Here is a 19,356-nt window from a genome sequence, read left to right as displayed (position 1 = left end):
GGACCGCCCACTCGGGTCGGGGCGTCCAGCAACATGTCTGCCGCGTCCGAATCGCTTTTCGGCCTTCGACGGCCTGAGTTCACGCCATTGGGCGGTGGCCGCCGCCGAACCTTGGCTACGCCAAAGTCCCGTCGGCTTGCGGCCAGTCGGAGTCACTTCGCTGCAATCGGTGCAAAACGGGGCAAGTTCAGGTGGCGACGATCACTGCCCTGCCGGAATGTGAGACCGGCGGCCCCCTCCGTGGCGTGGCTCTGTGGTCGCCGCTCCCCCCATCACCGAAGGAGAACCATGCGCGTTCCCGTTGTGCGCCGTGCCCTGCTCGCGGCCGGAATCGTCACCGTGGCGGGTGCCTCCGCCCTGGGCCTGAGCAGCCTGACCCCGGTCGCCGCCGTACCCACGGCCGTCGTGGTCAGGGCGGACGAGACACCCGCGTCCTTCAGCCCGGCGCCCAAGCCCGACACCCAGACGGCACCGGCTCCGGCGGACCCCGGACAGCCCAAGCCGCCGTCGATCGGCTCGGGCTCACCCGTCCCGTCCCCGCCCGGCACCAACCCCTGCGCCAGCGCGGGCATCAACGGCATCCCGGCGAGCGAGCAGTGCGGGGCCATCTCCAAGAACCAGGCGGCCAACGACAAGTGCCAGGTGGAGAAGTTTCACGAGTGCAACAGGCCCATCTCCGGCGTGGCGCAGGACAAGTGGCAGAAGGACCAGGACGCCTACCACGGCAAGCACAAGGACTTCGACGACGTCACGCGGTCCGCGCCTCCGAAGGCCGCGGTGGGCGACCAGTGCCGCGTCACCTCCGGCATGCGTGACCGGCTGACCGACGACCAGGTCATCGTGCCGCACTCCTCCTGGTGGGAGTGCTGAAACCCGCCGCCCGTCCAGGCCCTCACCTCACCGCTTCGCTCCAGGAGACACACATGCCCCGACGCACCCTGACGTACTGCCTGTCCGCCCTGCTCGGCAGCTCCCTCGCGCTGGGCGCCCTGCCCGGTGGCGCGCTCGCCGCAGACCCGGTCGACGTGCCGATCGAGAACCCCGACCTCGCCCGTCCCGCCGTGTCGGGCAACGCCCAGAGCATCGCGCCCGAGGGCTGGGACGGCCAGAACACCCAGCTGTACTCCGCCGCCCTCGCCGACCACCGCCTGAAGCTCCAGGCGGCCTCGCTCAGCGGGGGTTCCGTCGGCCCACTCGGTCCCGGTGGCCCCGGTGGCCCCGGTGGGCCTGGTGGCCCCGGTGGTCCCGGTGGGCTCGTCAACAGCGGCCCCGGTCCGGTCGGCAACGGTGCGGCCGGCACGCTCAGTACCCGCCTGTGGCGCGTCCAGAAGGGCTCCAAGGTCACCGTGACCTGGGACGACAGCCCCAGTCCGCTCAGCAACTGCGGGGCGGACGATCCCACCAAGGGCCAGCAGTACCGTGTGTCCGTCGCGGGTGAAGGGAACGAACTGACGCAGGACTTCACCACGGACACCACCACGTCGGGCAAGGCCAAGTGGCACGAGGGACGCTCGTACTCCTTCACGGCCGCCGAGAACAGCCCGAAGATCAGCTGGGCCTACCGGAAGGCGTCCGCCTGCGGCCCGCTGGTCACCCACTTCCGGGCCACACAGGACCCGGCCCCGGTTCCGTACGACCTCAAGAAGGCGCGGCTGCCCATGCCCCAGGCGTATCAGGGGCGCACGCCGATCGAGGCGAGACTGGTGGCACAGGACTGCCTGGCGGGCCCCCGGACCTGCCACTTCGAGAAGGACGAGCGCTACTCCTACCGGTACTACGACCGGCCCCGCATGGTCGGCCAGGCGTACATCAACTGCACCCGCAACTCCATCACCGACCAGCGCCCGGTGAACTGGGAGGAGCTGCCGTACGACAACATCACCCAGTACTTCGCCCAGAAGGACGGCGATTCAGAGAAGCCGCAGCAGCTCGGTCCGCAGGGGCTGCAGCAGCAGGCCGCTCCGCAGCAGCCGCACCAGACCGACGTGCGGCAGGGATTCCAGAACATCGCCACGCAGATCGCGGCCGGCTTCACCCGCGCCGACGGCAACCCGCTGGAGATGGCGACGAACAACCCGCTGCTCTACGGCCGCAAGGAACAGCGGAACCTCTCCGTCACCGTGCAGCCGGGCGAGGTGAGCTGGATCGAGGTCCAGGCGGCCCGGGAGCGGATCGCCGGCAGCCTGATCCACAACACCAAGAACGAGCGCATGGACGTCTTCGCCGACCTTCCCTCCGGCTCCTTCGGTGACCGCTTCTACCAGCGCACCGGCCCGATGAGCAAGGTCGAGCTGGCCCGCTGTGCCGACGCCCGCGACAACGCCCGCACCCCGGACAACACCATCGGCGCGCCCACGCTCCGGACGGCCGCGCACCTGGTGCCGGTCGGCGCGGCACCCAAGGGCATCAAGACCCGCACCGTTCCGCTGACCGCCGACGGCTCCCGTGGCCGGGACTGACCGACAACCCAAGGAGACACTCATGGTTCACACCGCGCGACCCTCCCGGCACCGGCGAGCGGCAACCCGTCGTGCGCTCGCGCTGCTTCCCGTCCTGTCCGCCCTCACCCTCACCGCCGCGCTCCCCTCGGCGGCCGCCCCCCTGGGCGGTCAGGCAGCGGACTACGGCATCGGGGCGATGCCGACACCGCGGGCCTTCGACGGGAAGAAGCCGCTGAAGTCGGTGGACGAGGTGACATCCCTGTGCGGGCAGCGGGAACGCTACAGCTGCTCGTTCAAGCTGGCCCCCGAGCGCAAGAAGGAGTTCACCAGCGCCGTCTACTCCGTGTCCAACGGCGCCATCAACTGCACCAACGCGGACATGACCATCAAGCGCACGGTGAAGCTGGACACCACCAGCACCGACAACCTCGGCGGCGAGATCTCCGGCAGCGGCACCATCGAGGGCACCGCCTGGACCGACAACGAGGTCAGCGGCTCGGCCACCGGTGAGGTCCAGGCGCAGCAGACTCTGCAGAACGCGGCCAAGGGCAGCGCCACCAAGGAGAACACCAGCAAGAGCAGCCAGACCAACCACTCGGCGCCCAAGGACAAGGGCCCCAACCAGGACACCACCTCCGAAGCCACGTCCAAGGTGAGCGCCACCGTGGAGGACACGGTGACCACCACGGCCCAGATGACCGAGAAGGGCAGCACCACCGGGGCGTTCAAGAGCCTCATCCACCTGGCCCTGCGCGGTGCGTTCACCGCGGCCTTCAAGGGGACGTGGAACCACACCTGGAGCATGACCAACTCCGAGGCCACGGAGGTCACGTTCACCCTGAAGCCCAACGACGAGATCCAGTTCGGCGCCCTCAACTCCATGTCCCGCATCGTCGGCGACCTGCACGTGGACGGCACCGGCAAGCTGGTCAAGGACATCGCGGTGGACGGCCCGTCGACCACGAACTCCTCCACCGTCGTCGCACAGACCTACACCAACCCCGACAAGTGCCAGACGGTGCGGCCGTCCGGTGCCACCGCCAAGCAGCCCGACGACAACGGCAAGCGCAGGAGCATCGAGCGCCGGAGCGTCCAGCCGCGGGCCGGCGCGGGTCAGCGCAAGCCCACCGGGACGTTCGTCCTGCAGAAGGGAGGCACCTGGCGGAAGATCGCCTGACGCCGGGACGCACGGGCGGCCGGAGCCGGGACCTCTCCGGCCGCCCGCGCCCACGGTGGTTCAATCCGGCCTTGTTTTGAGGGAGTTGGGTGTCCGGATCCGTCCCTGGCGGCCGGCCGGGGCCGGTCCGGACAATACACCTGTCGGGAGGCGAGCGTGGGCGGATCAGGACGGGCGGAGGTCGAGGACGGGTCCCTGGCCCGGCTCCACGACGCCGTCCTGCTCGACCTGGACGGGGTCGTCCGGGTCGGCTCGCGGCCCGTGCCGCACGCGGTGCCGGTGCTGGACCGGCTGCGCGGGGCGGGCTGCCGCACCGCCTACGTGACCAACAACGCGGGCCGCCCGCCCGCCGAGCTGGCGGGCGAGCTGCGCGGACTGGGCCTGACCGTGGCCGACGCCGACGTGGTGACCTCCGCGCAGGCCGCCGCACGGCTCGCGGCCGAGCGGTGCGCGCCGGGGGCGTCCGTGCTCGTCATCGGATCGACGGCACTGCGGACGGCGGTCGAAGGACTGGGGCTGCGGCCCGTCGCCTCGGAGCGGGACGGGCCGGCCGCCGTGGTGCAGGGCTTCGCCCCCACCGTGTCCTGGCGGGAGCTGGCCGAGGCGGGGTACGCGGTGGCCCGGGGCGTGCCCTGGATCGTCACCAACACCGACCCGACCGCGCCCACCCAGCGGGGTGTCGCCCCGGGCAACGGTGCACTGGTCGCGGTCGTCCGGGCCGCCACCGGGGCACGGCCGGTGGTCGCGGGCAAACCGGCGGCCGCCCTGTTCCGGGAGGCCGCCGAGCGCACCGGGGCGCGGCGGCCGCTGATGGTCGGCGACAGCCTGGACACCGACGTGGAAGGCGCGCGCCGGGCCGGGTTCGACAGTCTGCTGGTCCTCACCGGCCGGACCGGGGCCGCCGACCTGCTCGCCGCGCCGCCGCACCGCCGGCCCACCCACGTCGGGCGGGACCTGCGGGCGCTGTGCGCGCCGCCGCAGGCCGCCGGGCGGCAGCCGGACGGGTCGTGGCGGTGCGGGGGCTGGCAGGCCGAGGTCGCGGACGGGCAGGTGCTGCTGGCGGGGCGCGGCGAGCTGTGCGACGGGCTGCGGGCCGCCTGTGCGGCGGCCTGGTCCGCGCCCGCGCCCCCGGATCCGGGCCGGGCGCTCGCGGTCCTCGACCGGGTGCCGGACGGCTAAGCCGGGCGGCCCGTCTCCGACTCCGTCCACATGCGTGCCAGTTCGGAGGTGGTGTACCCCCGCTCGAAGTGGCGGGGGTCGGACAGCATCAGCGACACCAGCCGGTGCAGCGTCACGGCGTACCGCTGCGCCGTGCCCTCCCACCGGGTCGCGTACAGCATCCAGGGCGGGGTGCCGGGGGACAGCTCCGCCCTGCCCTCCCGCATCAGGGACTTGGAGAGTTTGGCACCGGACGCGGACAGGACGACGGGGGTGAAGACACGGGCCGGCGGGTGAGCGCCGGGGAAGCAGAGGAACGCCTCGTCCAGCAGCCGGCACCCCGGCGCCCAGTCGGCGCCCTTGACGATGACGGGCATCGCCTCGTCCCGGTCGGCCAGGCGCTCCTTGACGAGATTGCGGTGCAGGGTGGTCAGGCCGAGCCACGCCTCGCCGTCGGGCCGTACGTCGGTCTCGTACCGCCCGTGGTCCAGGCAGACCGCGGCGAACCGTGCACCCCGCTCGCCCGCTTCGAGGAGTTCGGTGTGCTCGCCGGCCTTCTGCAGCCAGCCGCACTGCGGGCACGGGAAGCTGATCGGCACGTGCCCGCTGGACGGCGCCAGCGTCCAGCGCAGCTCCTCCCACCGGCCGAGCGAGGCCAGGAACTCCTCCCGGAAGGCGGGGGAGTGCTGCTGCCGGGTGTACGTCTCGACCGTGTACGGCACCCCGGTCAGGGCCGTGAGCGCGTCGAAGAGGCCGCCGTAGAACCGTTTCACCAGTTCCTCGGTCCGGGCCGGCCCCAGGGCGTGGTGGTACGACCGCGTGTACCGGGTGCCGGTGCGCGGGCAGACGCGGGTGTCGTGGGGGGCGTTGTCCAGCGCGCCGAAGCGGAGTTCGGCCGCCACCCCGAGCCGGTCCCGGGCGGCCGCGGCCAGCAGGAAGGCCGCCGTCTGCATGACGTTGGTGCCGACGTGCGGCGCCCCGTTGATCTGCACTCCCGCGTACAGGGCGACCCGGCGGGCCGCCCGCGCGCGCAGCCGGGGGCGCACGAAGTCGACGCTGTGCTCGACGGCGTCCACGGTGACGCTGACGGGGGAGACGGGCGCGTTGGGCTCCGGGACCGGGGACACGGACGACGTCATGGGCAGGGCTCCCTGGGCTGACGGGCCGCCACCGACGGCGGACGGCTGCGGGCCGGCCGGCCGGGGTGACGGGTGACGGCGGGCGGGCCGGCCGGGGTGGCGGGTGACGGCGGGCGGGCCGGCCGGAGTGACGGGTGACGGCGGGCGGGCCGGCCGGGGTGGCGGGTGCGAGGCCGGCTGCCGGTGACGGGGTGGCGGCGGGCGGGCTACCAGTGGTGGCGGGCGGCTGCGGGCGGCAGGTCCAGGATCCGTACCGGCCAGGGCGGCGGCGCCCCGCCCGGGGCGTCCAGGCTCTCCAGCCGGGTCGTGGTGGACCGGGCCGCCGTGCGCAGCAGGCCCATGAGGTCCTCGGCGCCGTCGGGCCCCGGCGTGCCGTCGGTGCGGCGGCAGGCCAGGCCGACGACGAAGTAGGCGAGCGGTTCGGGGCCGCCGCGCCACAGCACCGCCTCGCCCCGCTCCTCCAGGGCGAGGACTTGCTCGGGGTGGCGCAGGGTGAAGTCGCCGAACGGCAGCGGGCAGAGCGTCACCACGGCGATGCGGTAGCCCGCCTCGGCGAGCAGAGCCGCGGCGCGGCGCGGAGTCGAGTAACTGCCGATGGTCAGGCCGAGGTCCGCGTCCAGGGCGCGGGCGTGGCCGATGATGGCCCCGGCCCACTTGAGGCCGTCCGTGCCGCCGCTGATCGAGGGCCGGGTCCGGGCCGCCTCCTCGGGCAGCGGCACATAGGCGGGGTTGCTGGTGACGACGAGCGGGCGGGGCAGCGGCCCGGGGGCGCCGGCCAGCAGCTCCCGTGGGCCCAGCACCGCGTAGTCGCCGAGCGCGAAGCTGACCCGCCCGTCGGGCGTGGCGTGGTGGCGCTCGGCCCAGCGCAGCGTCTGGCGGCCGTTGTCGACGCCGTGCACCCGTGCCGCACCGGCCCGGGCCATGGCGGCGGCCGCCGCCCCGCTGCCCGAACCGAGGTCCAGTACGGTGCCCCCGCCCCCGGAGGGCAGCAGGTCGGCGGCGACCCACACACCGATCTCGGTGTCGGCCGGTTCGAAGAAGACCTCGGGCTCCCCGGGCGGCTTCAGGTCCTCCGGGGTGAGATGGGTGTACTCGCCGACCCGCGAGATGGACGGCATGGCACGCTCCTTCCGTACGGGCGCCGGGGCGCCGGTGGTCACGCGGGCAGCGATCCGCTGCCGTGCTCCAGGACGGCCATGGCGCTGGGCAGTTTCATCGCGGCCTGCGTCCAGGCCAGCGACCGCGGGCCGTCCAGCACCTCCCCGGCGACCTCGTCGCCCCGGTGGGCGGGCAGGTCGTGCAGGAAGAGCGCCCGCGGCCACCGCGCGAGCAGCGCTCCGTCCACGTGGAACGGGCGGAAGACCTCCCGCCAGGACGGGTCGGGCTTGCTGGTACCGGTGGTCTGCCAGCGCGTGGTGTACACGACGTCCACCTCGGCCGGTGCGTCCGCGAGATCGTGGATCTCCTCGATCCGGGCCCCGCCGCCCGCCGCGCTCTTGCGGGCCGCGGCCAGCGCGTCGGCGGGCAGGCCGTAGCCGGGCGGGGTGGCGAAGGTGACGTGGGCGCCGGGCACCGTCGCCAGGCCGTGGGCGAGGGCGGTGGCCGTGTTGTTGCCCTCGCCGGTGTACAGCACCCGGATGCCGCTGAGGTCGCCGAAGGCCAGGAGCAGTACGGCCAGATCGCACACGCCCTGGGTGGGGTGCTCCTCGGCCGCCATCGCGTTGACCACCGGCAGCCCGCCCGCCCGGGACAGCTCCCGCAGCTCCGCCAGCGGGCCCGCGGTGCGCGCCACCAGCAGGTCGAGCATGGCGCCGAAGACCCGGCCGGTGTCCGGCACCGACTCGCCGGTGTTCAGCTGGAGATCGCCGGGGCCGTACGCGATCGGCGTGCCGCCGAGCCGCACGGTGGCGCTGTGGAAGGCGGTCCGGGTGCGGGTGGAGGTCCGGGTGAACAGCACCCCGACGACCCGGTCGCGCAGCGGCCGGTCGTGGGCGCCCCGGTCCCGGAACAGCTGGACCGATCTGGCGACCAGGTGGTGCAGGTGCGCGGGCTCCAGCTCGGCCAGCGAGAACAGTCCCCGCTCGGGGACGGGGGCCGGGGTGCCGAGGAGGGAGGGGAGTTCACCGGCGGGGTCGGGCATGGAGCGGTCCACCTCTTCCTGTCGCGGGAAACGCGGGGGAAACGCGGGGGGAACTCGGGGGAACTCGGGGGAACTCGGGGGAACTCGGGGGAACTCGGGGAAACAGGGAGAAACAGGGGGGAACGCGGGATGCGGGGCCCTCTGCGGTCGTGTGCCGTCCTCCGTCGTGTGTCGTCCTCCGTCGTGTGTCGTCCTCCGTCACGCGCCGTCCGCCTCCGCCTCGGTCAGCAGGCCCGCCGCGAGGAAGGCGTCGAGGGCGCCGTCGACCGCGAGCACGCCCGTCTCCTGGAAGAGCCGCAGCGCGTGCCGCGCGGCCTCGCGCATCCCGCGCTCCGTCGCGGCGCGCGGGTAGGAGTCCCGCACCACCTCCTCCACCTGTGCCGGACGCAGTCCCGCGACGGTCAGCGCGGCCCGCACCGGGCGCAGGTCGGGCAGCAGGCTGCCCCGGACCAGCCCCGGCAGGCAGCGGGCGACGCGGACCCGCTGGGCGGGCGGTTGCTGGGCCCACAGCTCCCGGAAGAACCGGGAGAAGTAGGCGTGGTGCCAGCCCTCGTCGCGGGCGTGGTCGCGCACGATCTGCCGCACCACGGTCAGTACCCGGTCGTCCTTGGGCACGTCGTTGAGGATGGCGGTGACCAGCGTCTCGAACACCACCACCTGGAGCAGCTGGGCGAGCGCCGGCTGGCCCGGCAGCGACTCCACGCCGACCGCGTCGAGCCGTTCCCGGAACGGACCGAAGTCGTAAGGCAGCGGTTCGATGCCCGAGGCGTCGGCGATCTGCCGGATCACATCGAAGCTGTACAGCGCGTGGTAGCCCTCGTCGCAGTAGATCCGGAAGGCGTCCAGGCGGTGCTCGGCGGTGCTGTGCACCCCGCTGCGGCCCGTCGCGATGCGCTGCGTGGCCCGGTTGACCACCTGCGTCTCGAAGTGCGTGGTGAAGCCCAGGTACTGGAACAGGTGCCGGGCGGCCAGCGCCTCCCGCGCGGCGGCGGGCAGGGCGAGCACCAGCGGGTGGGCGGCGTACGGGACGAGAGCGGGCGGGAAGTACAGCCGTCCGGTGCGCAGTTCGTCGTCGAGCAGCCGGCGGGGGTCCCGGCGGACGCCCGCCCTGTCGTACCAGTCCCGCTCACCGCCGCCCGCGGTCACCACCGGACCCCCTCGGCCAGCGGCCCGGGGCCGTCCGTGGTCAGGAGCCGCACCCCGGGCAGCGGGGCGGGCGCGGGCATGCCGTGCGCCCGCCGCCAGTCCGGGGAGTACACCGTGTCCAGGTACCGGTCGGCGCCGTCGGGGCACAGGCAGGCGACGCCGGTGCGCCCGGCGTCGGCCAGGAACAGCCGCAGCGCCGCCGCGACCAGGGCGCCCGCGCTGGCGCCGACACCGATCCCGGTGGTGTCGCGCAGCCACAGGCACATCGCGACCGCCTCCCCCGGATCGACGTACACCGTGGGCCGGTGGCCGTCGGGCAGGAAGACGGACGGGCGGCTGGCGCCGAGGCCGGACAGCAGGCGGGGGCCCACCGCGCCGCCCAGGGCCGCCGAACCGGCCGCGTCCACCCCGACCAGCTCCCAGTCCGCGCCGGACTCGGCGGCGTACTGCCGGAAACCGGCGAGGGTGCCCCCCGTGGACACCGCCACCAGCACGCTGAGCCGTGCCCCGCGGGTCTGCCAGTGCAGCTCGGGTGCGGTCCAGGCGGCGTGGGCGGCCGGGTTGGCCGGGTTGCGGTACTGGTCGGTCCAGACCAGGCCGGGGTGGTCGCGGAGCAGGGCCCGCACCCGGGCGAGCCGGTTGAGGAGGTAGCCGCCGGCGCCGTCCGGGACGTCCACGGTGACGACCCGGGCGCCGAGCGCGCGGATGTCGTACAGCAGCGATGCGCTGGTGCGCGGGTCCACCACCGCGGTGAACGGCACCCGGTGCGCGGCGGCCAGCGCGGCCAGGGCCAGACCGAGGTTGCCGGAGGTGGACTCCACCAGCCCCGCGTCCGGGGCCACCCGGTCCGCGACGTCCCGCCACAGGGCGAGCGCCGTACGTCCCTTGATGGACCCGTACGGGTTGTACCCCTCCAGCTTCAGCCACAGCTCCCGCGGTGTGCCCGCGACCTCCACCTCCAGGCGGACCACCGGCGTCGGCGCCAGGCCGTCCCCCGCCCCCGGCAGCCGGGTCATCAAAGGGTGCCGTTCCCGGTCGCCTCCCGCCACACATGCTCCGCGACCTGGGCATGGGTCGCGTACCAGACGTCCCCCCGGGCGGCGATGTGGTCCAGCAGCTCCGCCAGGACCACCATCCGCGAGCGGTGCCCGATGACGTGGGGATGCATCGTCAGCTGGAACAGGCCGCCCTCGGCGTGGGCCGCGTCGAACTCGTCCCGCCACAGCGGGATCAGCTCCCGGGGCGGCGTGTAGGGGCGCACGGCGGAGTAGCGGTCCATGTTCAGGTAGGCGGCGTCGTCGCGGATCCACTCCGGGGGTATCTCCACCACGCCGGTGGGTTCCCCGTGCGCGAGCAGCTCGTACGGCTCGTCGTCCGCCATCAGCGAGGAGTCGTAGCGCAGCCCCAGCTCCCGGGTGATGTCCAGGGTGTGCTCGCTGAAGTCCCAGGAGGGGGTGCGGATCCCCACGGGGCGCGTGCCCGTGATCCGTTCCAGGGTGTCCGCGCTGCGGAAGGCGAGGTCGCGCTCGTGCTTGTGCTCCAGCTCCATGTTCCGTTCGTGGATCCAGCCGTGCAGGGCGACCTCGTGGCCGGCCTCCACGTAGCCGCGGGCCTCCCCGGGCCGCAGCAGCGCGGACACCGCCGGCATGAAGAACGTGGCGGGTACGGCGTGCCGGGCCAGCAGGCGCAGGATGCGGGGCACGCCGACGCGCGCGCCGTACTCGCCCTGCGACAGCTTGCCGGGCATGACCTCGCCGTCCCGCAGCGGGATGGTCTCGTGATCGGGATCGAAGGAGAGCGCCACCGCACAGCGGGCCCCGCCCGGCCAGGACGCCGGCCGGAGACTCCGCCCGGCGCGGACCCGGCCGACGTGCCGCCGCCATTCGGCCTCGTCCCATTCCCAGGGGTGTCGGGGAACTCCCGCGGACGCAGACATCGCCATGGAACGGTCCTCACCCTCACTCGGGCCTGCGGGCTGTCCTCACCCGAGGATGTCAGCGCGTCGACCGCTGGTCAGGGGGCGGAATCCGCCATCCTGTCAGCAACCGCCCCTGTCCGGATCCGGTACGCCGGGCCCCTCGCGGTCTGTCCGGACGGCACCGCGGTGCCTACCGTGGGGGAGCACCGCCTCCTCGTCCGCCGCCGCCGCGGGCCGCGCCGCCATGGGCCGGGCCCGGGAAGGAGGAACGGCCGCATGACACCTGCGCCCCGGTCCGCGCCCGGCACACCCGACGCCGCCCGGTCCGCGGCCGTCGCCGGCCCGGCCCTCCTCGACGAGGCGCGCCGGGCGGCCCCCGAAGCGGTCGCCCTGCGCCGCGCCCTGCACCGGGGCCCGGAAGCGGGCCTGGAACTGCCCGCCACCCAGCGGCTGGTGCTCGACGCGCTCGACGGCCTGGGCCTGGAGGTCCGTACCGGCCGCGCCCTGTCCTCCGTCACCGCGACCCTCACCGGAGCGGCCGACGGCCCGGCGATCCTGCTGCGCGCCGACATGGACGCGCTGCCGCTCACCGAGGGGACCGGGCTGCCGTACGCCTCGGGCAACCCCGGCCTGATGCACGCCTGCGGTCACGACGCCCACATGGCGATGCTGGTGGGCGCCGCGCGGCTGCTCGCCGGGCGGCGGGAGGAGCTGGCCGGGCGCGTGGTGTTCATGTTCCAGCCCGGCGAGGAGGGTGAGCACGGCGCCCGCCGGATGATCGAGGAGGGGGTGCTGGAGGCGTCCGGCGCCCGCGTCGACGCCGCCTTCGCCCTGCACGTGCACCCGAACCTGCCCGCCGGCGCGCTGCGGCTGCGGCCCGGACCGCAGATGGCGGCCTCCGACCGGTTCCGGGTCCTCGTCCGGGGCCGCGGCGGACACGCCTCGGCCCCGCACACCACCTGCGACCCGGTGCCCGTGGCCTGCGAGACCGTGCTGGCGCTGCAGACGGCGGTGACCCGCGGCCTGGCCGCGGACGACAGCGCCGTGCTCAGCGTGACCCGGCTGGCCGCGGGCACCGCGGCCGGCATCATCCCGGACACCGCGGAACTGGGCGGCACCCTGCGCACCCTGGCCGAGCCGACCCGGCGGCGGCTGCACGAGGCGATCAACCGGGTCGCCCGGGGAGTGGCCGCCGCGCACGGGGCGACGGCGGAGGTGACCATCGACACCGGCTACCCGGTCACCGTCAACGACCCCGCGTTCACCGACTTCGTGCTGCGCACCGCCGGCGACGTGCTCGGCGCCGGGGCGGCCGAGGTGCTGCCCGCCCCGCAGATGACGGCGGAGGACTTCTCCTACGTGCTGCGGGCCGTCCCCGGCGCCCTCGCCTTCCTCGGCGCGTGCCCCCCGGACCTGGCCCCCGAGGAGGCCCCCTCGCTGCACTCGACCCGCATGCGCATCGACGAGGACGTGCTCGCCACGGGCATCGCCTGCGAGGCCGCCGTGGCGCTGGCCTTCCTCACCGGCCGCGGACCGGAGCCGGCCCCGTGACCGCCCCCGGCATACGGGCCGCCCGCCCCGGCGAACTGGAGCGGGTCGAGGCCCTGTGGCTGGAGGCGAGCCGCTGGCTGGCCGGCCGGGGCCTGGACCAGTGGCAGTACCCGCCGCGCCGGTGGCGCATGGCGGAGGCCATCGAGGCGGGCGACTGCTACCTCGCCTTCCAGGACGGCCGGGCCGTCGCCACGATCACCGTCCACGAGCGGGCCGACCCCGAGTGGTGGCGCGACGACGACCCCGCCTGCGCCCTCTACGTCCACGACCTCGCGGTGAGCCGCGCCGCCGCCGGCCAAGGGCTCGGCGCCCGGCTGCTCGACTGGGCGGGCGCGCTGGCCGCCCGGCGGGGCAGGCGGCTGCTGCGCCTGGAGGCGTGGAAGACCAACCACCAGCTGCACCGCTACTACCTGGACCAGGGTTTCGAACTGCTCCGGATCGTGGACCTGCCGCACCGCAACTCCGGGGCCCTGTTCCAGCGTCCGGCCGCCGCGCCGGCCGGTCCCGCCGCGTCAGCCGAACCGGAGGAACGATGACCACCACGGCGCGCCCCGCCGACGCCGGGGACCCGTACCCCACCCGCACCGCCGAGGCCCCGCCCCCGTTCCCGCGCCGGCACCCGGTCGTCTGGAACCCCGCCGCGGCCGGCCCGTTGTCCGCCGCCGAGCTCGCCGCCTACGACCGGGACGGATGCCTGCACGTGGAGGCGGTGCTGACCGCCGGTCAGACGGCGGCCTGCCTGGCGGAGACCGGACGGCTGGCGGCCGACCGGTCCCTGCGCGCTTCGGGGCGGGTGGTGCCGGAACCCGACGGCGACGGCATCCGCTCGGTGTTCGAGGTGCACGCGCTGAGCGAGACGTTCCGCGAGATCGTCCACTCCGCGCGGCTCGCCGACATCGCACGCCAGATCCTGGGCTCGGACGTGTACGTCCACCAGACCCGGGTGAACTTCAAGCAGGCGTTCGAGGGCTCCGGCTTCGGCTGGCACTCGGACTTCGAGACCTGGCACTCGGAGGACGGCATGCCGGCGCCGCGCGCCCTGAGCCTGTCCGTCGCCCTCACCGACAACGGCCCGCACAACGGCCCCCTCATGATCATCCCGGGGGCGCACCGCACCTTCGTCCCGTCCGCCGGTGAGACACCGCCCGACTACCACCGCACGTCCCTGCGCGGGAAGAACCTGCCCGCCGGGCCGGCGGACCGCGCCGCGGTCACCGCCCTGGCCCGGGAGTTCGGCATACGCCAGTTCACCGGCCCGGCGGGCTCGGCGACGGCCTTCGACGCCAACAGCCTGCACGCCTCCGCCCCCAACGTCTCACCGTTCCCGCGCACCAACCTCTTCGTCGTCTACAACAGCGTCGAGAACCGCATCGGCACCCCCTACGCGGCCCCCCGCCCCCGGCCCGCCTACCTGGCGAGCCGCACCTTCACGCCCGTACCGCGCCGGGCGGGAGACCACGCCGACCCGTGATCCCGTCGGCCCCCGCACGGAACGGCCCGTGAAATCAGGTGCGCGGCGTCCCGGGCCGACGGCTTGTGGGCGGGAACGGACGGGTGCGGGCGGGGGCGTGGACGGGCCGGGTCCGGCGGTCATACTGTCCGCATGGAACGCATCGGGGGATACCTCATCGAGCGCCCGCTCGGCGAGGGAGGCATGGGAACCGTCCATCTCGCGCGGACACGCGGTGGACGCGCCGTCGCGCTGAAGGTCGCCAAGGCGGAGCTGGCGGCCGACCCGGTCTTCCGGGAGCGGTTCCGCAGCGAGGTCGAGGCGGCCCGCGCGGTGGGCGGCTTCCACACCGCCCCGGTGGTCGACGCCGACGTCGAGGGCGACCCGCTCTGGCTGGCCACCGCCTACATCCCCGGCCCCACCCTGGCCGAACGGCTCGCCGCCGAGGGCCCGATGGACGAGCCGCGGCTGCGGTCGCTGGCCGCCGCGCTCGCCGAGGCCCTGGAATCCATCCACGCCTGCGGCCTGGTCCACCGCGACCTCAAGCCGGGCAACATCATCATGGCCGCCGACGGGCCGCGCGTCCTGGACTTCGGCATCGCCCGGGCCGTGGAGTCCACCCGCCTCACCGCCACCGGCACCGCCTTCGGCACGCCCGGCTTCCTCGCCCCCGAACAGGCCCTCGGCAACGACGTGACCGGCGCCGCCGACGTGTTCGCCCTCGGCGCCGTGCTGGTCGCGGCGGCGGGCGGCACGGCCTGGGGGGAGGGCACGCCGATGGGGCTGATGTACCGCTCCGTGCACGAGCCGCCGGACCTGTCCGCCGTCCCCGCCGGCCTGGCGGAACTGGTCTCCGCGTGCCTGGCGAAGGAGCCCACGGCCAGGCCCACGCCCACCGCGCTGCTGGACCTGCTGACCGGCCCGGCACCCGACCCGGCCCGTCCCGCGGCACCGCCGTACCCGCCGACCCTCACAGCGCCCCCGGTACCGGCCCCCACACCCGCCGTACCCGTCGACGCACCGCCCGCGACGGCCGACAGGCCCCCGGCCCCCGTCGACACCCCACCGGCGGCGGCCGGCACGCCCCCCGCTCCGCCGGTGTTCGGCGCCCCGCCGCCGCCCACGGCACCCCCGGGGTTCGGCGCCCCGCCGCTGCCGCATCCGCAGGCGGGCCCGCCGCCGGCCCCCTACGGCTTCGGACCGCCGGTACCGTACGGCGACCCGGAGGTCGTGCTCGCCGACGCGCAGTCCGGCGCCGTCGTCAACGCCGCCGGAGTGCTGCTCGAAGTGGCGGGCGCCGCCGCCGACTTCGGCTGGGAGGAGATCGCGCGCGTCGAACGCACCTGGCGCGGCCACCGCCTGACCCTCACCGTGCGGCTGTGGGACGGCGGTGTCTACTCCTGCGAGCTGAACGCCCGCCGCAAGGCCCGCCTCGACGCCTGGGTGGCCCGGCTCGACCCGGTCCTCCACCGCTACCTGACCCGCTAGCGGGACGGCCCAACCGCCGTGCCGGTACCGGCACTTGCGCGCTCGCACGCTTGAACCGGCCGGGTCCTGGGCACGGACCTCCTACCGGCGTCCACCGCCGCCGGTGTCGGCAGCAGGAGGGCGTCATGGACCGTCGTATCCGGGTACGTGTCAGCCGGCGGCCCGCCGCCCCGCGTGAGCAGGAGATCGACCGCAGGACCCCTTCCGGGCGTCCGCTGCCCTACTGACCCGGCCGGTGTACCGGGCCGCCGCGGCGGCCAGCGCCGTCCGCAGGGGCGCGGGCGGTGCCGGGCCGTCGGGTGCCGCGCTCGCCGTGACCGCCTCCGCCACCTGCCGCAGCTTGGTGTTGGACCGCTGGGACGCCTCCCGCAGCATCTCCCACGCCTGCTCCGGGGTGCACCCGTGCGCCGCCATCAGGATGCCGCGGGCCTGGTCGATCACCGGCCGGGAGTCCATGGCGTGGCGCAGCTGCTCTATCTCCAGCCGCAGCAGGTCCAGTTGCTCGGCACGCTCCCGGACCACCGCGGAGGCCGCCCGCGCGGGCAGGCCGGCGGGCGGATCGGCGCTCAGCGGGTCGTCGGGGTCCAGGCCCGCCAGTTCCAGCACCCGGCGCGGCTGGCCCCGCCACCCGGTCGCACCGACCGGTACGCCGTACCGGCGGCCGTACTCCTTGAGGGTGTCCAGGGCCGCCAGTCCCGCCGTGTCGAGGAAGGCCACCCCGCTCACGTCCAGGTCGACCCGGGCGGCGTCCGCGGGCAGCGCCGCCAGCGCTTCGGCTAGGGCGTCCGTACAGCCGCGGACCAGCTCCCCACGTGCGGTGAGTGCGATCCGCCCGCCCTCGGCGCGGGTGTCCACGGTCAGGGCGGCCGGCCGCCCGGTGTGCGGTGCGGGTGCCGCTGAGGTCATGTGTTTCGTCCCCGGTCCGCTGTGTCCGCCGTTCGTGCTCTGCCCCTCCGCCTGCCCTCCGTACCGGGACCTACACCCCGGGCGGTGCAAGCTCTGCCGCATACTGGGCACTCTGCTGTCTGTACGGCTGGGAGATGACGTGAGCGGAAGCGAGCCGGTGCGGCCCCTGCCGGCTGCCGCCGTGCCGAAGTCCTCGGTGCCGCGGCTCGATGTGTACCCGCTGTCCGGGCGGACCGGGTTCCGGGCGGCGGGCGAGGTCAGTCTGCCCACGCGTGCCGTCTGGGAGCGCGCGCTGGAGCGGGCCGTTGGCGAGGGCGAGGACATGTATTACCTGGAGCTTTCCGCGCTGACCTTCGTCGACGTCGCGGGCGTCGGCGCGCTGGTGGACACCGCCCGCAGCCTGCGCGAGCCGCGCCGGCTGGTGCTGCACCGGCCGCCACCCGCGGTGCCACGCCTGCTGGAGCTGCTCTGGCCCGGGCTGCCGGGGATCGAGGTGTCGGCGTCATGACCACATCGGCCGAATCCGTCGACCCGTTCGTGCACCCCGCGCTGTTCTACGCCGACACGCCGCAGTACCTGGCCGGCACGGTCCCCTTCGTCCGCGCGGCGCTGGCGGCGGACGAGCCGGTCGCGGTCGCCGTCCCCGGTGAGAACCTGCGGCTGATCCAGGACGAGCTGGGTGCCGACGGCGCCGGGGTACGGTTCCTGGACATGCGGGAGGCCGGGCGCAACCCGGGCCGGATCATCCCGGGCGTGCTGCGCGCCTTCGCCGACGTCCAGCCGCCCGGCCGGCGGGTGCACATCATCGGCGAGCCGGTCTGGGCGGGCCGCAGCCCGGCCGAGTACCCGGCCTGTGCCCAGCACGAAGCGCTGATCAACGCGGCGTTCCAGGGCCGCGAGGTCACCATCCTGTGTCCGTACGACACCGCCCGCCTGGACGAGCGGGCACTCGCCGATGCCTACGCCACCCACCCGGTCGTCGTCCCGGCCGGCTCCGCCACCGGGCGCACCAGCGCCGCCTACGACCCGGAGGGTGTGGTCGCCCGCTACAACCAGCCGCTGCCGCCCGGACCCGGTACCGGCCCGGACGTGCTCGGCGTCGCCTTCGACGAGGAGTCGCTGTCCGCCGTCCGGCACCGGGCCACCGACCACGGCGCCCGGCTGGGCCTGTCCGGCCTCGCCCTGGAGAACCTCACCCTGATCACCGCGGAGCTCACCACCAACAGCGTCGTCCACGGCGGCGGCACGGGCGAGCTCACGGTGTGGTCCGAGGACGGGTACGTGCTGTGCGAGGTCCGCGACGGCGGCCGCCTCACCGACCCGCTGGCCGGCCGCCGCCCCGCGGCCCGCGACCAGCGGGGCGGACGCGGACTGCTGCTGGTGAACCTCGTCGCGGACCTGGTCCGGATCCACACCGGGCCGTGGGGCACCACGATCCGCTGCTACCTCAGCCGCTGAGACGAGACCGCCGAGACCGCCGAGACTGCCGAGACCGCCGAGACCGCCGAGACCGCCGAGACTGCCGAGACCGCCGAGACCGCCGAGACCGCCGAGACCGTTGAGATCCTGAGACCGCGGAGGCCATCGAGGCCACTGGGGCCCCTGAAGCGCTGAGGCCGCCGGGGCTTCCGGGTGCCGGCGAGGCCGCCGTCACGGCCGGCGGGCCGTCCGCCCGGCTCAGGCGGCGAGCGGGTCCAGGATGAGTGGTTCGATGGTGCCTTCCAGCATGGCGCCCAGGCCCTGCGCCACGCAGATGTCGGGCCGCTCGGCGATGTGCACCGGCATCCGGGTGGCCTGCCGCAGCATCTCGTCGAACCCCGGCAGCAGTGCCGAGCCGCCGACCATCATGATCCCGCGGTCGGCGAGGTCGGCCACCAGGTCCGGCGGGCAGTCCCGCAGCACCTTTCCGATGCCGTCCAGGACGGCCGTCAGCGGGGTCTGGATCGCGTCGCGCACGGCGGCGGTGTCCACCCGCACACTGCGCGCGAGCCCCGTCGCCACGTCCCGGCCGTGGATCTCGGTCGACGCCGGGCCGTGCGGGGTCAGGCCGTTGCCGGACAGGGCCAGCTGGAGCGGCCGCACCGCCTGGCTGGGCAGCATCAGCTCGTGTGCGTGCCGCAGGTGCTGCACGATCGCGTGGTCCACGGCCTCCCCGCCCACCGGGATCCGCTCGGCGGTGACGATGGAGCCCAGCGAGAGCACCGCGACCTGGGTCGCCGCCGCCCCGCACACCATGACCATGGTGGCCTCGGGCCGCTCCACCGGCAGCCCGCAGCCCACGGCGGCGGCGATCAGCGTGTCCACCAGCTCCACCCGACGGGCCCCCAGCCCGACCAGCGTCTCGATCGTCGCCCGGCGGGCCAGCGGATCGGCGTCGTGCGGCGCGCAGGCCGCCGCCCGCAGCCGGGGCTTGCGGCGCAGGGCCCGGCGCATCTTGTCGCCGAGCAGGTGCCGCAGCATCCGCTGCGCCATCTCGATGTCGACCACCGTCCCACCGGAGATGGGCCGCACCACCCGGATGTAGTCGGGGGTACGCCCCGTCATCTTCTCCGCGAACTCGCCGACGGCGATGAGCCCGCCGGTACGGGTGTTCACGGCCGCCACGGAGGGCTGGTCCACGACGAGACCGGAACCCTTCACGTACACCCGGGTACGGGCCGCGCCCAGGTCGACGGCGAAGTGGCAGCGGCGCAACTGCTCCAGGCTGACGGTCACGGCGGTCCTCCCGAGTACGCGGGCCTTGAGGCTCCCGCCCGTACGGCGGGTTCACTGGCATCCTGTCCGGGCCCGGAAGCGGGCGCCTTTCCTGGACGGCCGGGCGGGGCGCCGCTGAACGGGCGTA

Annotated in this window: 18 protein-coding genes; 10 read left to right on the top strand and 8 right to left on the bottom strand. The window is 74.8% G+C overall.

What is annotated here, in order from left to right; all coding sequences use genetic code 11:
- Nucleotides 1–288: 288 nt before the first annotated feature.
- From ABZ576_RS02575 to ABZ576_RS02560, 4 genes are all read left to right on the top strand, one after another.
- A complete protein-coding gene (locus ABZ576_RS02575) occupies nucleotides 289–870 on the top strand; it encodes a hypothetical protein (RefSeq protein WP_360734965.1) in 582 nt (193 codons plus the stop codon).
- 53 nt (nucleotides 871–923) lie between these two features.
- Nucleotides 924–2,459, top strand: a complete 1,536-nt coding sequence (locus ABZ576_RS02570) for a hypothetical protein (protein ID WP_360734963.1) — start codon at nucleotides 924–926, stop codon at nucleotides 2,457–2,459.
- Nucleotides 2,460–2,481: 22 nt separating this feature from the next.
- A complete protein-coding gene (locus ABZ576_RS02565; protein WP_360734961.1) occupies nucleotides 2,482–3,618 on the top strand; it encodes a hypothetical protein in 1,137 nt (378 codons plus the stop codon).
- A gap of 156 nt (nucleotides 3,619–3,774) precedes the next feature.
- Nucleotides 3,775–4,797, top strand: coding sequence for an HAD-IIA family hydrolase (locus ABZ576_RS02560; protein ID WP_360734959.1), 1,023 nt, complete (start codon nucleotides 3,775–3,777; stop codon nucleotides 4,795–4,797).
- On the opposite strand, the gene ABZ576_RS02555 is transcribed toward ABZ576_RS02560, so the two are convergent.
- The 6 genes from ABZ576_RS02555 to ABZ576_RS02530 all read right to left on the bottom strand — a co-directional run bounded on the left by ABZ576_RS02555 (nucleotide 4,794) and on the right by ABZ576_RS02530 (nucleotide 11,137).
- Complete coding sequence (locus tag ABZ576_RS02555) at nucleotides 4,794–5,915, bottom strand: hypothetical protein (RefSeq protein WP_360734957.1); 1,122 nt, start codon at nucleotides 5,913–5,915, stop codon at nucleotides 4,794–4,796. The genes ABZ576_RS02560 and ABZ576_RS02555 overlap by 4 nt on opposite strands.
- A 206-nt stretch (nucleotides 5,916–6,121) precedes the next feature.
- A complete protein-coding gene (locus ABZ576_RS02550) occupies nucleotides 6,122–7,033 on the bottom strand; it encodes a methyltransferase domain-containing protein (protein ID WP_360734955.1) in 912 nt (303 codons plus the stop codon).
- Between the two features lie 38 nt (nucleotides 7,034–7,071).
- The gene (locus tag ABZ576_RS02545; protein WP_360734953.1) at nucleotides 7,072–8,055 is read right to left on the bottom strand and encodes an ornithine carbamoyltransferase; all 984 of its coding nucleotides are present in this window, start codon (nucleotides 8,053–8,055) and stop codon (nucleotides 7,072–7,074) included.
- A 198-nt stretch (nucleotides 8,056–8,253) separates the two neighbouring features.
- On the bottom strand, nucleotides 8,254–9,204 hold the full coding sequence (locus tag ABZ576_RS02540) for a diiron oxygenase (protein WP_360734951.1): 951 nt from the start codon (nucleotides 9,202–9,204) through the stop codon (nucleotides 8,254–8,256).
- Nucleotides 9,198–10,217, bottom strand: coding sequence for a pyridoxal-phosphate dependent enzyme (locus tag ABZ576_RS02535; RefSeq protein ID WP_360734950.1), 1,020 nt, complete (start codon nucleotides 10,215–10,217; stop codon nucleotides 9,198–9,200). The genes ABZ576_RS02540 and ABZ576_RS02535 overlap by 7 nt, the downstream gene beginning before the upstream one ends.
- Nucleotides 10,217–11,137, bottom strand: a complete 921-nt coding sequence (locus ABZ576_RS02530) for a polysaccharide deacetylase (RefSeq protein WP_360735503.1) — start codon at nucleotides 11,135–11,137, stop codon at nucleotides 10,217–10,219. The genes ABZ576_RS02535 and ABZ576_RS02530 overlap by 1 nt, the downstream gene beginning before the upstream one ends.
- A gap of 258 nt (nucleotides 11,138–11,395) precedes the next feature.
- Between ABZ576_RS02530 and ABZ576_RS02525 the strand changes: the two genes are divergently transcribed.
- From ABZ576_RS02525 to ABZ576_RS02510, 4 genes are all read left to right on the top strand, one after another.
- The gene (locus ABZ576_RS02525; protein ID WP_360734948.1) at nucleotides 11,396–12,670 is read left to right on the top strand and encodes a M20 family metallopeptidase; all 1,275 of its coding nucleotides are present in this window, start codon (nucleotides 11,396–11,398) and stop codon (nucleotides 12,668–12,670) included.
- Entirely contained in the window at nucleotides 12,667–13,206 is a 540-nt protein-coding gene (locus ABZ576_RS02520) for a GNAT family N-acetyltransferase (protein WP_360734946.1), read from the top strand. Before ABZ576_RS02525 ends, ABZ576_RS02520 begins: the two co-directional genes overlap by 4 nt.
- On the top strand, nucleotides 13,203–14,141 hold the full coding sequence (gene thpD, locus ABZ576_RS02515; RefSeq protein WP_360734944.1) for an ectoine hydroxylase: 939 nt from the start codon (nucleotides 13,203–13,205) through the stop codon (nucleotides 14,139–14,141). The genes ABZ576_RS02520 and thpD overlap by 4 nt, the downstream gene beginning before the upstream one ends.
- A 132-nt stretch (nucleotides 14,142–14,273) precedes the next feature.
- Entirely contained in the window at nucleotides 14,274–15,608 is a 1,335-nt protein-coding gene (locus ABZ576_RS02510; RefSeq protein WP_360734942.1) for a serine/threonine-protein kinase, read from the top strand.
- Between the two features lie 150 nt (nucleotides 15,609–15,758).
- On the opposite strand, the gene ABZ576_RS02505 is transcribed toward ABZ576_RS02510, so the two are convergent.
- Nucleotides 15,759–16,514: an ANTAR domain-containing protein gene (locus ABZ576_RS02505; protein WP_360734940.1), complete on the bottom strand. Its 756-nt coding sequence runs from the start codon at nucleotides 16,512–16,514 to the stop codon at nucleotides 15,759–15,761.
- A gap of 139 nt (nucleotides 16,515–16,653) precedes the next feature.
- Here ABZ576_RS02505 and ABZ576_RS02500 point away from each other — a divergent pair, with 139 nt between their 5' ends.
- On the top strand, nucleotides 16,654–17,022 hold the full coding sequence (locus ABZ576_RS02500; RefSeq protein ID WP_360734938.1) for an STAS domain-containing protein: 369 nt from the start codon (nucleotides 16,654–16,656) through the stop codon (nucleotides 17,020–17,022).
- Nucleotides 17,019–17,972 (top strand): anti-sigma factor RsbA family regulatory protein, encoded by a 954-nt coding sequence (locus ABZ576_RS02495; RefSeq protein WP_360734936.1) that lies wholly within the window; start codon nucleotides 17,019–17,021, stop codon nucleotides 17,970–17,972. Before ABZ576_RS02500 ends, ABZ576_RS02495 begins: the two co-directional genes overlap by 4 nt.
- Before the next feature lie 219 nt (nucleotides 17,973–18,191).
- On the opposite strand, the gene ABZ576_RS02490 is transcribed toward ABZ576_RS02495, so the two are convergent.
- Nucleotides 18,192–19,229 (bottom strand): rod shape-determining protein, encoded by a 1,038-nt coding sequence (locus ABZ576_RS02490; RefSeq protein WP_360734935.1) that lies wholly within the window; start codon nucleotides 19,227–19,229, stop codon nucleotides 18,192–18,194.
- Nucleotides 19,230–19,356 lie beyond the last annotated feature (127 nt).

The sequence above is a fragment of the Streptomyces sp. NPDC013455 genome, assembly GCF_040632975.1.
GTDB lineage: Bacteria > Actinomycetota > Actinomycetes > Streptomycetales > Streptomycetaceae > Streptomyces.
Note: the sequence above shows the minus strand (reverse complement) of the source record. Positions and strands in the feature narration are given on the sequence as shown.

Bases quoted from the DNA above. Each gene is read 5' to 3' on its own strand.
- ABZ576_RS02575 (WP_360734965.1), top strand. From the start codon at position 289: ATGCGCGTTCCCGTTGTGCGCCGTGCCCTGCTCGCGGCCGGAATCGTC.
- ABZ576_RS02570 (WP_360734963.1), top strand. From the start codon at position 924: ATGCCCCGACGCACCCTGACGTACTGCCTGTCCGCCCTGCTCGGCAGC.
- ABZ576_RS02565 (WP_360734961.1), top strand. From the start codon at position 2,482: ATGGTTCACACCGCGCGACCCTCCCGGCACCGGCGAGCGGCAACCCGT.
- ABZ576_RS02555 (WP_360734957.1), bottom strand. From the start codon at position 5,915: ATGACGTCGTCCGTGTCCCCGGTCCCGGAGCCCAACGCGCCCGTCTCC.
- ABZ576_RS02550 (WP_360734955.1), bottom strand. From the start codon at position 7,033: ATGCCGTCCATCTCGCGGGTCGGCGAGTACACCCATCTCACCCCGGAG.
- ABZ576_RS02545 (WP_360734953.1), bottom strand. From the start codon at position 8,055: ATGCCCGACCCCGCCGGTGAACTCCCCTCCCTCCTCGGCACCCCGGCC.
- ABZ576_RS02535 (WP_360734950.1), bottom strand. From the start codon at position 10,217: ATGACCCGGCTGCCGGGGGCGGGGGACGGCCTGGCGCCGACGCCGGTG.
- ABZ576_RS02530 (WP_360735503.1), bottom strand. From the start codon at position 11,137: ATGTCTGCGTCCGCGGGAGTTCCCCGACACCCCTGGGAATGGGACGAG.
- ABZ576_RS02525 (WP_360734948.1), top strand. From the start codon at position 11,396: ATGACACCTGCGCCCCGGTCCGCGCCCGGCACACCCGACGCCGCCCGG.
- thpD (WP_360734944.1), top strand. From the start codon at position 13,203: ATGACCACCACGGCGCGCCCCGCCGACGCCGGGGACCCGTACCCCACC.
- ABZ576_RS02510 (WP_360734942.1), top strand. From the start codon at position 14,274: ATGGAACGCATCGGGGGATACCTCATCGAGCGCCCGCTCGGCGAGGGA.
- ABZ576_RS02505 (WP_360734940.1), bottom strand. From the start codon at position 16,514: ATGACCTCAGCGGCACCCGCACCGCACACCGGGCGGCCGGCCGCCCTG.
- ABZ576_RS02495 (WP_360734936.1), top strand. From the start codon at position 17,019: ATGACCACATCGGCCGAATCCGTCGACCCGTTCGTGCACCCCGCGCTG.